A 17,030-nucleotide genomic window follows, 5' to 3' on the forward strand; every position below is an offset into this window, starting at 1 on the left:
CTGGAGTCGCCGCCCTTCACTTCAATCATTTACCTGGATAAAATAACTGTGATAACAATATAGTTCTAAATATAAATATAAAAAATCGTCTTAATTTTTAAATGAAAGTACTCACACATAAATTAAATCGAATTACTAAACAAGAATGTATCACTGAACTTCGACTGAGAGGAAACTTGCGTTTCTAAAGATATACTGTTTTAGCATGTTAGCCTCTATATACTTAAAAAATACCATGAACAATTGGATCTTGGCATCCTAATTTATATACTTTCTTGTCAAAAAATACTCGTTTCTTTTAACGGGCTCTTTTGAGAGATACAACTCAAAATCGACCATGAAAATGCATTTAATAACGAAACTAAATTAGATAGCATTTAGCCTTTTGTTATGGTTAATATCGAATAAAAAACCCACCCAAGAGGATGAGTTTTTTCACCAAATATTTATAAGTTAAGCACTCTTTTAGTTTAATTGAGATAATATGTGATGAACATCTATTCATCTAAAACATTCTCAGGAATATCTTGATTGACTATTTTTTTAATAAAATCAACTATCTCATGATAAGCATGAACTGTTTGATATACATCAGTTTTCTGGATAATAAAATTGTTCATATCGAAAAGTTCTGTATATGTACAAATTTCACTAGCAAACATTTTTGTGTTTCTAATAATATCTTGATAATTTTTATTTTCATCTTCAATTAGATATATATAATTGACCAGTTTATTTATTTGCTTATCTGAATATATAACAAGGTATCCCAACACTTCAATTAATCGCCCATCCCAGTGTTCATCGAAATTACTAGCATCATTTACTCCACGAATCCAAAAGACTTCTAAATTTGGAGTTCTTATCATGCGTGTAAAGGAGAACGATTCAAAATTATCCCTTTTAAATTTTTCAAATTTCTTATCTAACAAACAAAACTCCCCTTTGCATTTGTTATGTAGGTCCCCTTACTCGGTAAGTTCCTTTATGAGCATAGTGGAGAAAGAATCCCTCCTTATACAAAGCAACCTTAGAAAACCGTTAGTTGAAGAAGGTACAATTTATTTTAAACTGGTATCGTTTGATTGTAGCGCAAAACGGCGACTCCAGTGGGAACAGCACGAGCTGAAAGCCCCGCAGGAACACTAAGGAACGAAGGCTAGAAACGCCACGTCGTGTGGCAATGTCTTCGTGACCAACATCCTGTTGGCCCGAGGAGATTGAATCCGTGCCCCACGGAAAGCGTCCGCATGGAGGTAGATTTTTTATTATGAAATTGACTATCTTCCATAATAATTCCACTGACTCAGGGAAATAAAAATTGTTCATCTTGAAAATTATATTCTCTAAAGTTTAGTTGCTTCACAACATACTCTATCCCATCCCAAGTGTACTCAAGTATCAAGTAACCAATTAAACCACCGCTGGTAGTTTCTTGTAATACATATAACGGAACAATCCCAATCAGTTGTCCGTTGCTAAAAGAATAATCAATCAACTCGTAACTGATGACGAACGGTTCACGTGGATTTGGGTAATTGTATTTGGAGATGTCGGTGGTGTACTTAACATCTCCTATACGAATAGTCACGAACTTACCATGTTTTCTCAGTGTTACATTGGAGTTTATGTGAGTTTTTGTCTTTTGTATAGGTTCTACTTTAGCTTCTTCATATCCTTGGCCTTTTATAAAATTCAGTACATGGACTTCCTTTCTAGGCTTCCCGGCACTAGCCTTGTCATTATTGAGCACAATGATAAGGTCATCAAATTTATCACCACTCACATCTTCATCAAATAATTTAGGCTCATACTTTCCATGATACCAATTAGGAAAATGATATATCATTCCTCCCATATCACCAACTTGGACAGCAAAGTTTTCAAAGTCCATCCAAGTTATTTTATCTGCCATTAAGTAAATATTTTGATGCCAATATTCAGAAGGTACACTTTTTAACACAATTCGTTCATTTGCATCTTTATATAAATCAGAATGTTTTACTACAACACTAACTTTCTCAGATTCATTTGGATTATTGTTCGACAACGTTATTTCTGTTGCAAATACCATTAATACTAAAACGCCTGAAACCAACATAATGATAATTTGTTTGATTTTCATATTTTTAATGACCACCTTACTTATCAGTTAAGGTAGCTTGCCCAATTTATAAAAGTTTAGCTTTTGATCTTATACTCAACACATCGTTAGTTGAATATGTATTTCCCACAAAAGTTTTCAATATGGGGGACTGAAAAAATTAAATATCTTTGCAAAAGGATAGAAAATGTAATAGTCATCTACATTATGAACTAAAAAATTCCATAATGGATATGTTATAACGCATATCACGATTGACGTGACGATAGGCACCACATAATACTTGTGTTTTTTATATAACCCAAGATTAACTGATATTCCAATAAACAAAACGAAAATCGTAGGTAATAGTATATATAGCCCGACTGAAAAACCTCCAAGAAAACTGATGATGTAAAGTAAAAAAGCAAAAATATAAAACCCAATTGCCACCTTGATCATTGATTTAACGACCTCCAATGTCCACTTTTTCTTTTACCTACTTATTAAGCTCCGCGTTAGTTCAATCGAAACTTTCTTTTATCTATTATACCAAAAAATATCCATTTAGCTGTAAAATATAAGAAAAAATGTTGAAGGTACTGGAAATTTGCAGATGCTAATCAATATTACATTTTTAAAATGTTTATTTTACTCAAAAATCTTCTGGTCGATTAGCAGAAAAATTAGTTGCGTTAAAACTACATCAACACAAAAGGACTACCAATTTTTTTGCAAATTGGTAGTCCTTTTGTGTTGTATTTTAAGTTTTTGTATCTCAGAAGTGAACCGGTACGTTTAGTTTCTCTCTACCTGTTTATTTAGGGATTTATTAGACAGCTCCATTTTGCAGTGGATGTTAGCTAGTTGAGCGCACATCCGCTGTTGATGATGCTTCGGCTATTTCTTCTTTGTCATGTTCCACTTGTTCTTGTTTTTCTACTGGTTCGTTTTTATTCAATGCTGAAATTTCATTTTGTTGTGTGGCAATAAGACTTTCTTTTGCAGTGTTATCGCTTTCTAGATGTTTGATACGACGTTGTAACAAAAATGACCGGAAGATTGCTGCAGATCCGCTAGCCAGTGAACCTAGAAATGCTGAACCTAAAATAACTAAAATCAATGGCCATTGAGCAGTACCAAAGACGAAGTTGACAGGTACAACATCGACATTTACAACGGCAAAAATGGCAACAATAACGGCGAAAATAAGTGCAAATAATAAAGACCATTGGAATTTCATCTGTATTCCTCCTAGTATTGTAAAATTAAAATTTCTTTTATTATATTATATTCAAAAGTAAAGCGAAAAGCGCCTACTAGCTTGACACCGGTGCTGGAAGGATGAAAAGGTGAATCAGTTTTCTAACCAATAAAAAGACCAAAGAGTTAAAGATAGCTTAGTATTTAAGATAGGAAATTTCAATAGAAATTTAAACTATTTAAAAAAGGAACAGGGTATAGTCAAATATACCCTGTTCCTTTATTTATAAACCTTTATACAACAGGTTCATCTGATCCCCATTTTTTAGAGTTTTCATCTGCTTCTACATCAATTGTTCCACGTTTATTTAATTCGCGTTTTTTCAACACAAACCATAGTTGCGCTGCAATAAAGATTGAAGAGTACGTACCAGCGATTAGACCAACTAATAGCGCGATTGAGAAGTTTCGAATTGGTTCTGCACCGAAAATTAACAAAGCGACAACTACGAACACAACTGTTAAAACCGTATTAACTGAACGGCCAAGTGTTTGACGAAGTGATTTGTTCACAATAGTTGCAAGGTCTTCTTCTGTTTCAATTTTCTTCGACCGCCTCATGTTCTCACGGATTCGGTCAAATGTGACGATTGTATCATTAATTGAATAACCGACAATTGTCAGAACTGCTGCAATAAAAGTGATATCAACTTCTAGACGGAAAATACTAAATAATGCCACCATAAAGAATGCATCATGTAGAAGTGAAACGATTGCAGCTACACCCATACGCCATTCAAATCGGAATGCTGTATAAATAATGATACCAATTGAAGCCAGTATTAAAGCAAACACTGCATTTTTAGCTAGTTCTTTACCTATTTCAGGCGAAACAGTGCTAATGTTTGGCTCAGCTCCAAAATCAGCTTTTATGACTGATTTAATCCCGTTGATTTCATCTTTAGTAAAGTCATCAATATATCGAATAACCCCAATTTCTTTATTGTCACCTGAAATGACAATATCTGTTGAAGGATAATCAATTGATTCCATATAAGTTGATAGTTCTTCTTTTGTTAAAGAATTTTCAGACAAAATTTCTACACGTGTACCACTTGAGAAATCAATCCCTAAGTTTAAGCGGAAAATCCCAAGTAAAATCATGCCGATTACAATAAAGGCGAATGAAGCTTTAAAGAATGTTTTTCGTAAACTCACGAAATCAATACGATCAAATTTTGTTGGTAAATCTAACGTATCAAATTCTTCTTCTTCAGAATGAATCGTTGATTGATTAACTCCAAATAACCAAGGTTTCCCATCAACAACGCCACTATTAACAATTAGGCTTAAAAGTAATCGTGATCCCCAAACGGCTGTAATGAAAATTACTAGAATACTAATAATCAACATAAGTGCAAAACCTTTAACAGAACTTGTCCCAAAATAGAAAAGAACAGTTGCAGCAATTAAAGAAGTAATATTCGCATCAAGAATAGCTGAGAAAGAAGAGCTTGCGCCTTTTCTAAAAGATTCTTTAATTGACTTTCCAACCCGTAGTTCTTCCTTAATCCGTTCATAGGTTATGATGTTTGCATCAACTGCCATACCCACACCTAATACTAGGGCTGCGATACCTGGCAGTGTTAACACACCGTTTATCATACTAAACACTAGTAAAATTAAATACACATAAACAGCTAAAGTCAACATAGCTATTAATCCAGGCAAACGGTAATAAAAGAGCATAAATAATCCTACTAATATAATACCTATTATTCCAGCAAAAACCGTTGACTGAAGTGCTTGTTCACCAAACTGAGCTCCAACTGAAGTTGAGTAAATTTCTACTAACTTAACAGGTAATGCTCCAGCATTTAATATACCAGATAAATTCTTCGTTTCATCCACTGTAAATGTGCCATTAATCTCTACACTAGAAGAATTTATACGTTGCTTAACTGTTGGACTTGAAACGAATTTTGGGTCAGCTTTTAAAGCTTCAGCTGCGTATGAATCAACACCTTCTTCAAAGTCCAACCAAATAACTAGTAAGTTTGTTGGGTAAGGCATTTGACTAATTTGTTGAGTTACTTCCGCAAATTTTGATGAATCTTTTAGTTCAAGCGTGACAATGGGTTTTCCCACTTGATCAAATGTTGCTTGCGCGCCACCTTCTTTCAAGTCGGAACCATCTAACATTAAATTATCTTCAACATCCCGGAACGATAAGTTCGCTTGAGTAGATAGTAATTCCCGGGCAGATTCTTGATCTTCAACACCCGCTAGCTGCACACGAATGCGATTGCCGCTTTCAATTTGCAAATTCGGTTCACTTACTCCAAGAACATTAATACGGTTTAAAAGAGCAGTTGAAGTATCCGTTACCATTTCTGGTGTGATATCTTCCCCATCTGTTAAGGGTGCAACTTGATACAACACTTCAAATCCACCCTGTAAATCTAATCCTAATTTAATATCATTCACAACTGTTTGTGCAGTAGTACTAATGGAAGCCGCAAATACTACGATGAGTAATAATAATGCGATAATCCGGCCTCTAGTTTTCATATGTAAACTTCCTCCTTGAATTGACAAATGATGATGGGAAATACTGTTCTCAATAAAGCGCAACAAAGGTAATTATGAAACACGTTGCGCTAGGTGTCAACTGACCGTAAACTTCAACTTTTGAAGATTATAGACTTTCTTTATTTGCTTTCACAGTAGGATTTATTAATTCTTGAAGATCACCTTGATTTAGTTCTGAGAACCAATTCGAGGTTTTATAGTCTTCAATTTGCGTGTGGGTCATATATTGTGCAGGCGATGTTCTTAAAATATCATTAACCATTTCAAAAACTCTCATTTCCTGAATATTATTCTTCTTCCATTTTTTATTTACACAATAATGCCAAATGTCTTCTTTTGTCACAGAATTGTAATTATATATCCTGAACTCTTGAATTTTACTCTCTAACGCAGGTACAACTAGTTCAAATAATTCTTCATATTTAACAATCATTAAAACACTTCCCTCTTTTTTGTTTTAAGCATCGTTATTTTCGCATAAGAATATTGTATACGAATTTGTGTGTCTTGAGAAGGAAGTGGCAGAATTGTCGACATTTTTACGTGGAACTCTAGTATTAATGGGGGCTGTTTTTTTATCGAAGCTGTTCGGGTTTGTTTTTCGCATTCAATTTGTGCGAATTGCAGGAGAGGAAGCTGTAGGAATATACACAGCCGCTTATCCGGCGTTTATTTTTTTCCTATCCTTAATTCAATTAGGATTACCGATCGGTGTTGCTAAGATTACAGCTGAATTGCATGCTAAGAAGAAAGATGCTGAAATACAAGCGCTTATGCGAATAGTTTGGAGGTTAACTTGGCTCTCCATCATTATTTTTGGGCCACTCTATTACTTTGCCATTCCTTATGTAGCTAATAATTTACTAGAAAATCCCGCTATGGCCAAAACTTTAATTGTTGGCTTACTTACGATTCCAATTGCTGCATTTTCAGGCATCTTAAAAGGTTATTTCCAAGGGCTTGCTAAAATTGAGGAAACTGCTTGGTCACAATTAATTGAACAATTTTTCCGGATTGGACTTGTAACGTTGTTATTACCATATGTTGTTACTCAGTCTAGTCCTGCATCAACAGCTGCTGCTGCTATGGTCATGGCATTGATAGCTGAACTTGTATCATTTCTGTACTTATGGTTTAAGTACAAGCGCGTGAAAAAAAATAATGATCAATCTGTAACCTATCCTATAACACCGATTTTACAAGTCTCATTACCTTCATCTGGAAGTCGATTATTCGGTTCTTTTACTTGGTTTCTAGAACCAATTATTTTTATTAAAGCTTTAGCCGTAGCCGGTATAGGAGCAGTTGCTGCAACCAATTTATATGGAATAATTTCGGGAGTCTTTATTCCTCTGCTATTATTTCCTGCGTTTATTCCTTATGCATTATCAATCGTATTAGTACCAGCTGTCAGTGATGCTAGAGCCCGTGCAAACCGTCCCATGTTACAAGAGCGCGTGTCTCTTGCCATGCGTGTATCTGCTATCACCGGATGTTTTGCAGCGACAATTTTTTATTTACATGGTGAACACATTGTCCGTGTCTTATTCCACGTAACCGATGGCAAAGGGTATATGGCACTCCTAGCTCCAGTATTCTTTTTCTATTACATTCAAAGTCCACTCCATGCTATTTTACAAGCGATGCATGAAGCAAAAGCAGCTATGATGAATTCGATTTATGGAGGGCTTGGAAAATTATTTGTCATGTTTGTTTTAGCGTCTCAACCAGGTATTGAAGAAAAAGGAGCAATTTTAGCTATCGGATTTGGTGTTTGTTTAACTTCATTTTTACATATGGCTACATTGAGACAAAAAAAAGAAGCCGGTCTTGGCTTCACCTTTTTTGCAATTCCGTATTTGTTATTTATTATTGTAACAATTCTTCGTCCAGTTCTATGGCCTTTAGGCGAAGTGCCATGGCTCGCTGATAGTTTTATAACAGGTTTAATACTTCTTGCTGGATTGCTGGTATTCCGTCAGATTCATTTTTCGGACATTAGACTTATTCGTAAACTTATAAAGAAGAGCTAAAACGTTCTTTCATTTGAACATATAACTTTTGTCTTTCATAACTGCAATAAAATACCGTTTTATAATCATAAATATGAATTTTTTTTAATTCTTCGAGCAACCAGTATTTATCTTGTTGAATTAATTCAAGATGGGATTCTTGTATGTCTCCGTCTACTATAAGTGGCAACACAGGATGATCTCCATCAATCTTAAAAACAGATAAATGTCCTGAAGGCTCTAAAAAAGCATATGCTACATCCTGAACTGAGCCAATTTGCTGTTCCCGAAGTTGTTGAAATAAATCATCTAGATTATAGCGTAGTTTACGCATTTCTGATTCTATTATTTCACCGTTACGAATTATAACAGATGGGCTTCCATCAATAAGATCTCGAACCCTCTTACTTTTCAATGACCAAAAAGCAGTAACTAGTTGAATAACTAGTAGCAGGAGCATGGGCATTATCGATTCAAGTAACTTTCGATCTGGATTATCGATAGCAAACGTAGCAACTTCAGCAATCATCACGAAAACGACCAAGTCCATAAGGCTCAGTTCCCCTACTTCTCTTTTTCCCATTAGCCGAAATATGACTAATATTAATATGTAAAGAAAAATGGTACGCCATGCTAAAGTCAAAAATTCATCCATACGCAACACCTTTTCTTTTTTCTACATAGTATGAGAAAAAAGATAATACAATATACAAAAAACCTGTTAATCCTTAAAGGAAAAACAGGTTTTTTTACTTATAGTTTTGGTGATCCGTCCACAATACGAGTGATAGCTGCACGTTCAAATTGAAGGCGTGTACCATCTGCAATTGTAACGAAAACAGTTGCGTCATCCAATGCATCTACTAAGGCGTGAAGGCCACCTACAGTTACAATACGATCCCCACGTTTTAAACTAGATTGCATATTTGCTGTTGCTTTTTGTCGCTTTTGTGCTGGTCGAATAATGAAAAACCATAACACTACGAACATTAATAAAATTGGCGATAAACCGATTAATGTATCCATTCTCTAAATTCCCCCTTTCTCTCTAAACATTAGTATACAAGAATCAGAAATTTTTTGCATTCGGTTTGTTATATCCATACTGTTCAAAAAACTCTTCGCGGAAATTTCCAAGACGATCTTCACGGATAGCTTGACGAACTTTCTTCATTAAATCCATTAAGAAGTGTAAATTGTGGTATGAAGTTAACCGAATTCCAAATGTTTCTTCTGCTTTTATTAAATGACGAATATATGCCCGTGAATAATTTTTACATACATAACAATCACAATTTTCATCAATTGGACCAAAATCACGAGCATATTGAGCGCTCTTTACTACTAAACGACCATTGCTCGTCATAAGCGTTCCATTACGGCCTATCCTTGTAGGAAGTACACAATCAAACATATCAATCCCACGCATCGCTCCATCAATAAGTGAATCTGGTGAACCAACACCCATCAAATAACGAGGCTTGTCTGAGGGTAAGAATGGAGTTGTGAATTCTAGCGCACGATTCATCACATCTTTTGGTTCTCCTACTGAAAGTCCGCCAATTGCATAGCCAGGGAAATCGAGAGACACAAGGTCATTTGCACTTTGACGGCGAAGATCTTCGAATTCCCCACCTTGTACAATTCCAAATAAGCCTTGATCTTCTGGACGGGCATGTGCATTCAGACAACGTTCAGCCCAACGAGAGGTACGTTCTACACTCGATTTCATATAGTCATGTGTAGCTGGAAATGGTGGACACTCATCAAACGCCATCATGATATCTGAACCCAGTGCATTTTGAATTTCCGTTGCTTTTTCCGGACTTAAAAAAAGTTTATCCCCATTCAAATGGTTTCGGAAATGGACACCTTCTTCTTCTATCTTCCGGAATTTACTTAAACTAAAGACTTGAAAACCACCGGAATCTGTCAGAATCGCACGATCCCAGTTCATGAATTTGTGTAAGCCACCCGCTTCTTTAATAATGTCGTGACCCGGGCGCAACCATAAATGGTAGGTATTACTTAAAATAATACTTGATTCAATAGCCTTTAATTCTTCCGGAGACATCGTTTTAACCGTTGCTAGTGTTCCAACCGGCATAAAGGTAGGGGTTTCAAAAGAACCGTGTGGTGTATGCACAATGCCTAATCGTGCACCAGTTTGTTTACATGTTTTAATTAGTTCGTATCGTATGGCTGTCATGCACGAACTCCTTTCTGTTGTTTGGACGGTCTAATAAACATCGCGTCACCAAAACTAAAAAATCGATATTTATGAATTATAGCCTGTTCGTAAGCGTGCAGTATCTTTTCACGTGAAGTCAATGCACTTACTAACATCACGAGTGTAGATTTCGGTAAATGGAAATTTGTAATTAAACCATCAATACATAAAAACTGATAACCAGGGTATATAAAAATAGAGGTCCAGCCACTATCTTCCTGTAATTTCCCATTAAATTTAGTTGCGATGGTTTCAAGCGTACGAGTAGAGGTTGTCCCAACAGAAATAATTCGTCCTCCTGAGTCCTTCACTCTGTTTATCGTATCAGCAGTATCTTTTGATAGGCGATAAAATTCAGAATGCATTTCATGATCATCAATTGACTCTACACTGACAGGTCTGAAAGTACCAAGCCCGACATGAAGCGTAAGAAAAACTACCTCAACACCTATACCTCGTATTTCATCTAATAATTGGTCCGTAAAATGAAGACCAGCAGTTGGTGCAGCAGCTGAGCCACGTTCTTTTGCGTAAACTGTTTGATATCGATCTTGATCACTTAACTTTTCACGAATGTATGGAGGTAAAGGCATATCTCCTAGTTGATCAAGAATTTCGTAAAAAATTCCATCGTATGAGAATTTAAACAATCGTCCTCCATGATTGGTTTCTCCAACACATTGAGCACGCAGTAAACCTTCTCCAAATGAAACTATTGTGCCCTTTTTAACGCGCTTTGCTGGTTTCACAAGTGTCTCCCAAACATCGTCCTCAGTCTGCTTTAAAAGAAGAATTTCAATGTTGGCACCTGTTTCTTCTTTTATTCCGATAAGACGTGCAGGGAGTACACGCGTGTCGTTTAACACTAAGCAATCCCCTGCTTGAAATTCATGGATGATATCTTTAAAGGTTTTATGTGATATTTCATCACTATCTTTATCTAAAACTAAAAGTTTGCTCGAAGTTCGATCGGCAAGTGGTGTTTGTGCAATTAGTTCCTCAGGTAATTGAAAATCAAAATCTTCTACTTGCATAGTTATACTTCCTTTAATCATTATTCTATTCCTCAATATAAGGGTAGTTAAGATGGTCATACGCGAGTTTTGATACGACTCGTCCTCTTGGTGTACGTTGTAAGAAGCCAATTTGCAATAGGTATGGTTCATAGACATCTTCAATTGTCATTGATTCTTCCCCTATGCTAGCGGCAATGGTGTCTAACCCTACAGGTCCACCACGAAACCGTTCGATCATACTGATAAGTAATTTATGATCTATGTGATCTAGACCCAGTGCATCTACTTGTAGTAATTCAAGTGCTTCTTGTGCTGTTTCAATTGATATTGTACCGTTTCCTCGAACTTGTGCATAATCCCGTACCCTTTTTAATAAGCGATTGGCAATACGAGGTGTCCCTCGAGAACGACTAGCAATTTCACCAGCTGATGGATGATCAATTTCTGCGTCAAATAAAGTTGCGCTACGCGAAACAATTTCAGTTAAAGCCTGTATGTCATAATAATCGAGTCGTAGTAACACTCCGAAGCGGTCTCGCAGTGGCGCTGATAAGGCTCCGGCTCTAGTAGTTGCACCGATCAATGTAAAAGGCGGTAAATCAAGTCGCACAGAACGAGCAGAAGGACCTTTCCCAACAACAATGTCAAGACAAAAATCTTCCATCGCTGGATAAAGTACTTCTTCAATCGAACGATTTAAACGATGAATCTCGTCAATAAATAAAACATCACCCGGTTCAAGTGAGCTGACAATGGCCGCTAAATCACCTGGACGTTCGATGGCAGGACCACTCGTCATGCGAATATTGACTTCCATCTCGTTTGCAATTACAGCTGCTAATGTAGTTTTACCAAGTCCAGGAGGTCCATACAAAAGAACATGATCCAAACTCTCTTTTCTCATTTTTGCGGCTTTCACAAAAATGTCTAAATTATTTTTTACTTTTTCTTGCCCAATGTATTGTGATAAGTATTGCGGGCGTAAAGATTGTTCAAAACGTTCATCAAACTCCGAGACTTCGGTCGAAATGACACGTTCTTGCATGCACATGTCCTCCCTTCATCAACCTTGTTTTAATAACAACTGTAATGCTTTTTTCATGTAACCATCGGTGGTAAGCGTTTCAGTTAGAGTTTCTAATTTCGGGCGAATTTTAGTGATTTCTCGTTCTGAGTAGCCTAATGCAGCTAATGCTAAAAACGCTTCTTCAAGTTCAAGCTTGCCTGCTGTTTCAGGGAACAAGTGTAATTCATCTTCTCTGCTAGGCATAACAAAGTCAATTGATAAATCACCAAGTTTTCCTTTTAAATCGAGAATCATTTGACGTGCTGTTTTTTTCCCTACTCCAGGAAATTTCACTAAAAAGCTTTCGTCTTCTCTTTCGATTGCTTGTACCACTTGAGATGGTTGCCCACTTGCAAGTATAGCTAAAGCGCCTTTTGGACCAATGCCAGAAACTTGAATTAATTTACGGAAAAGCTCGCGTTGTTCTAGAGAAATAAAGCCAAAAAGCAGTTGTGCATCTTCACGCACATTTAAGTATGTAAAAATTTGTTTTGACTCGGCTGAAACATGAAAAGCATACGGATTTGGAGTGAATACTTGCCATCCTAACCCTTGTATTTCAACTGTTATAAATTCAGGAGTAACTCGTGTAATCGCACCTTTTATGTAATCGTACATTTATAGTCTCCTCACATTCAACGTACTGATTATATCATATAAAACGGATGTTCGCATGAACCAACCAAGCATTCGTCTCAGACAAATGTAAGAATAATCTCATAAGAAACCGGCAAATTTTGCCCGGTTCTTTAAGAAAACAAATAATTTAAGTATCAGTTAAGAATGATATTCCATATAGTAACGACCTTGGTTTCCGGTATGATTTCCGTTACAGGCGGACGCTTTCCGCGGGCGGCCCAGTGAGCCTCCTCAGGCCAACAGGGTGTTGGTCACGAAGGCGTTGCCACCGTTGTGGCGTTCTTAGCCTTTGTTCCATTGTCCGCTCCTGCGGGGTCTCACTGGACTCGCTTATTCCGCAGGAGTCGCCGCCTTTCACTACAATCTTTCTCCTGGTTATAAATCAACAGTGATAACAATATGATTTAAAAATAAAAAGTCGTCCTAATTTTTTAAAATGAAAGTACCCACACATAAATTAAATGGAATTACTAAACAAGAATGTATTACTGAACAAAATTCACTCCCACTGGAAGTTCAAGGTGAAGGTGTTTTTTTAAAAAAGGAAATCTTCACATTAATCGGATTCACGAAAGTTCCACTAGAAATTCCGTTTTAGAATGTTAGTCTCCGTAACTAAAAATACTATGAACACTAGGGTTATAGCCATCAATTTTACTACATTCCTTATGTATTTAAAAAGTGTGCAGCAAGTTTATACTCATTGTTAACTATCTGAATGGATTACTTTTCATCCACTTAGAATTTTTTGAGTTATGGAATAGAAGACGTGTCGCAGAGTGGGTAAAACATGTACAGGAAGCAAGAAATTTTGAAGTGTTGCATGATATGCGAGACCTTGGGAACAAAGGACGAATTAAGGCATCCAAGGAATCATTGTAGAAAGAAGTTGTACGTTTAAATTTAGGATTATCGTATTTAAAAAAGCTTATATATTTGAAGGGGTGGTGAGCGTTTATGATAAAGACTTCGAATTTATTCAGGCCCACGAAGAGCAATATCCAGTTAAGCGACTTGTAAAATTAACATCTCTATCCTGTTCGGGCTTTTATAAAAAATTGAACAAAAAGTCTTGATTAACGAGAGTCCCACCGTGAAATACCGTTTTAGCTTGTTAGTCTCCAAGTACTAAAAACACAATGAACACAGTGTTCTTGGAAAACGTCTTCTAGTCCGACGCTGGAAGGATTAGAGGCTAACGTTCCGCCTTTCTGGCCAATAAATGGCACACAATCTAACGCTTGGAGCAGTCATAATCACTTCAAGTTCATAGGTATAACTCGAAAATACATATACTTTCTATTTTAAAAATAAACAGCACCCATGATTAGATAATCACAGGTGCTGTTTTACTTATTTCATTAAATGTCCTCATGGAACACTTTAGTAAATTAAATCAACGTTCATCTTTTTTTCGAACTTATCAGTTTCTGAGCCACAGGACTTGCTAAAATCTAAATGGACGTTTTGTGGCTGTTCGATTTTTTACTTTAAGCGTTTATAATCATCCCATAGTTGCGGCATTTTTAGTAACGCTTTATCAGTAAAAGCCTTTAATTTCGGTAAAAATAGACGTAGTTGAACATCTGATAAAGTGGAAGCGTATAGCCATTCACGCATTAGCTCATTTGGAAATAATAAATAGCTCCAATCAACTTTACGAAGAGACGGATGTTCCCTGATTAATGTCGGCAGATCATAATTATAATGCGGTAACACTCGGTGTGACCATAAAATTAATTCCACTTCGGCCGGACCCAAACAAGCCAAGTCAAAATCAATTAAATATATACGGTCTTTATTATCACGCACAAAGTTATGATGAACGACATCTCCGTGAAGAATCGTTAGTTTTTTGTTTGAGATTGGCGATAGCTGTGCTAAGGAAGTTCTAGCGAGTTGTGTAATTTTCTGTGTTTTTGATGGACCAAGCGTTTTGTGTAGAAACTTCTCATATCGTTCCCATTTTTCTAAACGATGTGTCCATTTTCTAATTAAATTTATTTCTTGAAAGTAAGGTGACTTCTGCCAGTCTATTTGTTTTCGAGTATCGTGAAGTTGATGAAGTAAATCAAGCGACTTGATACGGTCTTGTGCTTTATTAAACTGAACCTTTCGTCCACTCTCAATCCAAGGTTGTTTAATCATATATGGATTCGAATATGGTTCTATTGGCAAAATTAGATTTGTATTTACTTTTGTTATTTCTTCATGGATGTAACGTATTTTATCTGCATCCGATTGAATATCGTATTTTTTTAAAGAATACGCATGAGGTCCAATTTGCCATTTCCACACATTCGGCTTTAATTGAACGTAATGCCCTTGTTCCACGTTTAAGTGTAGCGATTAGGCGTCGGATAACCCCATTGCCCTTGTGGAGCGGGCAACGCATGACAAGGCGAGCAAGCAATATAAGGGGCCATATGTTGCGGCATCATATTTGGGTGCTGCATCATGTGTTGTGGCATCATATTTGCTTGAGGCATCATGTGTTGTGGCATCATGTTCGGTTGCCCCATCATATTATAGTAATCTTGACTTGCGCCAAGAGTTTGGGGTTCATTTGTAGCATATGGATATGCTGCTGGCGTTGGTGGAGCACATCCGCATGGTGGTTGTTCTTGATGGTACTGCGGATACTGTTGTGGTAACTGTTGTGGATACATCGGTACATCTAGTGAAGATGACTCGTCGTATCTTAATGAACTTGAGTCTTCTAATTGCCATCCTAGTGGAGCTGCTGGCTTAGGCATTGGTGTAGGTGCTGGTGTTGGTAATGGGCTTGGCGCTGCTTTTGGTGCTACTGGTGGAAATTGTGTTGTCGGAAGTGCTTGCGGATGATGTACATCCATATCAGCTACAGGAGCCCAGCCATACGGAATTCCGATATATGGAGGCATCATTTGCGTCATGGTTAAATGTTGATTAATCGGCTGCGGAATCTGTTGTGGTAAAGGTTGCGGATATGGTTGCGGCGTTGGTGGCACCTGCTTCTGAACAGGTGGCATGGTTGGATACGGCATCGGTTTTGGTAAAGGCTCGGGAATCGCTTTTGGCGTTGGTGGAGCCATATATGATTCAGTGTTCTTTTTGACCGGCCTACCATTATTATACGGGTGTTCCTTCATCTCACTATTTTTTGCTGATTTTTCAGGCACAAAAATTTTCATCCCCGCTACAATATAATCGGGATTGGCCAAATGTGCGTTTAAACGTTTTACTTCATCAAAAGATACACCATACTGTTTTGAGATTTTCCATAGTGTATCTCCTTTTTGCACAACATGTACGTGCAAAATACTTCCCCCTCTCATCTATGTATCGTATGAATCACGATATGATTTGGTCACTTTTTTGGTGCACATGTTAAACTATGAGAAGGAGTGCTATAGTTATGCATAAAAAGGATGGGATCGAACTGAAGAAATTATTAGGTGATGAACGACGATACCAATTACTTGAAATGTTAAAAAATGCAAATGAACCACTTAAAGGAATTGACTTAGCCAAAAAGTCTGGAGTTAGTCGGCAAGTAATTGTGGGAGACATGACGTTATTAAAAGCACGAAATGAGCCAATTTTGGCTACCAGCCGTGGCTATGTCTATACAACACAAACAATTAGCAACTATGCAGTTGAGCGTCAAATTGCTTGTTCACATTCTCCAGATGAAGCACGTGATGAGTTGTACACCTTAGTCGATTCAGGTGTTGTGGTTAAAAATGTAACTGTAGAACACCCTGTTTATGGTGAATTGACTGCATCTATAATGGTGGCAAATCGACACGAAGTTGACTTATTTATATCACGGGTAGAAGAAACTGGTGCAAGCTATTTGTCCGAATTGACTGATGGTATTCACTTGCATTTAATAGCAGCACCTTCTAGTGAATACATAGATGCAGCAATAAATGCCATGCGCAACAAAGGGTTTTTAGCAGATGAAAACGGGGAGTAGAATTTTAAATTAAGCCTGACTGCAGTTGTATTTGCTTCAAACTGGATGATGGAAATGTAAGAAAAAACGGGTAAAGTGTGCCCAGTCCTTTATAAGATAGCCTTCTATTTAAGTCTAGTGATTTCCGATGCAGGCGGACGCTTTCCGCGGGCGAGCGCCAAGCCTCCTCGTCGCAAGCTCCTGTGGGGTCTCACTGGACTCGCTGATTCCGCTGGAGTCGCCGCCTTT

At 37.0% G+C, this 17,030-nt stretch carries 15 protein-coding genes; 2 read left to right on the forward strand and 13 right to left on the reverse strand.

What is annotated here, in order from left to right:
• Nucleotides 1–497 precede the first annotated feature (497 nt).
• The 5 genes from B371_RS0109340 to B371_RS0109365 all read right to left on the reverse strand — a co-directional run bounded on the left by B371_RS0109340 (nt 498) and on the right by B371_RS0109365 (nt 6,311).
• Entirely contained in the window at nt 498–932 is a 435-nt protein-coding gene (locus B371_RS0109340; RefSeq protein ID WP_019414045.1) for a hypothetical protein, read from the reverse strand.
• 374 nt (nt 933–1,306) lie between these two features.
• Nucleotides 1,307–2,125 (reverse strand): hypothetical protein, encoded by an 819-nt coding sequence (locus tag B371_RS0109345; RefSeq protein ID WP_019414046.1) that lies wholly within the window; start codon nt 2,123–2,125, stop codon nt 1,307–1,309.
• Nucleotides 2,126–2,942: 817 nt separating this feature from the next.
• Nucleotides 2,943–3,326: a lipopolysaccharide assembly LapA domain-containing protein gene (locus tag B371_RS0109355; protein ID WP_019414048.1), complete on the reverse strand. Its 384-nt coding sequence runs from the start codon at nt 3,324–3,326 to the stop codon at nt 2,943–2,945.
• 254 nt (nt 3,327–3,580) lie between these two features.
• Nucleotides 3,581–5,857: a protein translocase subunit SecDF gene (gene secDF, locus B371_RS0109360; RefSeq protein ID WP_019414049.1), complete on the reverse strand. Its 2,277-nt coding sequence runs from the start codon at nt 5,855–5,857 to the stop codon at nt 3,581–3,583.
• Nucleotides 5,858–5,984: 127 nt separating this feature from the next.
• On the reverse strand, nt 5,985–6,311 hold the full coding sequence (locus B371_RS0109365) for a post-transcriptional regulator (protein ID WP_019414050.1): 327 nt from the start codon (nt 6,309–6,311) through the stop codon (nt 5,985–5,987).
• A gap of 94 nt (nt 6,312–6,405) precedes the next feature.
• Between B371_RS0109365 and B371_RS0109370 the strand changes: the two genes are divergently transcribed.
• The gene (locus tag B371_RS0109370) at nt 6,406–7,911 is read left to right on the forward strand and encodes a polysaccharide biosynthesis protein (protein WP_019414051.1); all 1,506 of its coding nucleotides are present in this window, start codon (nt 6,406–6,408) and stop codon (nt 7,909–7,911) included.
• Here B371_RS0109370 and B371_RS0109375 read toward each other — a convergent pair.
• From B371_RS0109375 to B371_RS24355, 8 genes are all read right to left on the reverse strand, one after another.
• The gene (locus B371_RS0109375; protein WP_019414052.1) at nt 7,895–8,545 is read right to left on the reverse strand and encodes a DUF421 domain-containing protein; all 651 of its coding nucleotides are present in this window, start codon (nt 8,543–8,545) and stop codon (nt 7,895–7,897) included. The two genes, B371_RS0109370 and B371_RS0109375, sit on opposite strands and share 17 nt — an antisense overlap.
• A 98-nt stretch (nt 8,546–8,643) precedes the next feature.
• Nucleotides 8,644–8,916, reverse strand: a complete 273-nt coding sequence (gene yajC / locus B371_RS0109380; protein WP_019414053.1) for a preprotein translocase subunit YajC — start codon at nt 8,914–8,916, stop codon at nt 8,644–8,646.
• Nucleotides 8,917–8,959: 43 nt separating this feature from the next.
• Nucleotides 8,960–10,099, reverse strand: a complete 1,140-nt coding sequence (gene tgt / locus B371_RS0109385; protein ID WP_019414054.1) for a tRNA guanosine(34) transglycosylase Tgt — start codon at nt 10,097–10,099, stop codon at nt 8,960–8,962.
• Nucleotides 10,096–11,154: a tRNA preQ1(34) S-adenosylmethionine ribosyltransferase-isomerase QueA gene (gene queA / locus B371_RS0109390; protein ID WP_019414055.1), complete on the reverse strand. Its 1,059-nt coding sequence runs from the start codon at nt 11,152–11,154 to the stop codon at nt 10,096–10,098. Before queA ends, tgt begins: the two co-directional genes overlap by 4 nt.
• Before the next feature lie 25 nt (nt 11,155–11,179).
• Complete coding sequence (gene ruvB, locus B371_RS0109395) at nt 11,180–12,181, reverse strand: Holliday junction branch migration DNA helicase RuvB (protein ID WP_019414056.1); 1,002 nt, start codon at nt 12,179–12,181, stop codon at nt 11,180–11,182.
• A gap of 18 nt (nt 12,182–12,199) precedes the next feature.
• Nucleotides 12,200–12,820 carry a Holliday junction branch migration protein RuvA gene (gene ruvA, locus B371_RS0109400; RefSeq protein ID WP_019414057.1) on the reverse strand — a complete coding sequence of 207 codons (621 nt, stop codon included), beginning with the start codon at nt 12,818–12,820 and terminating at the stop codon, nt 12,200–12,202.
• Nucleotides 12,821–14,326: 1,506 nt separating this feature from the next.
• Complete coding sequence (locus B371_RS0109410) at nt 14,327–15,139, reverse strand: phosphotransferase (RefSeq protein ID WP_237721525.1); 813 nt, start codon at nt 15,137–15,139, stop codon at nt 14,327–14,329.
• Between the two features lie 38 nt (nt 15,140–15,177).
• A complete protein-coding gene (locus B371_RS24355) occupies nt 15,178–16,140 on the reverse strand; it encodes a LysM peptidoglycan-binding domain-containing protein (protein ID WP_019414060.1) in 963 nt (320 codons plus the stop codon).
• 98 nt (nt 16,141–16,238) lie between these two features.
• Here B371_RS24355 and B371_RS0109420 point away from each other — a divergent pair, with 98 nt between their 5' ends.
• Complete coding sequence (locus B371_RS0109420) at nt 16,239–16,802, forward strand: transcription repressor NadR (protein WP_019414061.1); 564 nt, start codon at nt 16,239–16,241, stop codon at nt 16,800–16,802.
• Nucleotides 16,803–17,030: the final 228 nt, after the last annotated feature.

The sequence above is a fragment of the Paenisporosarcina sp. TG20 genome (assembly GCF_000286315.1).
Lineage (GTDB): Bacteria > Bacillota > Bacilli > Bacillales_A > Planococcaceae > Paenisporosarcina.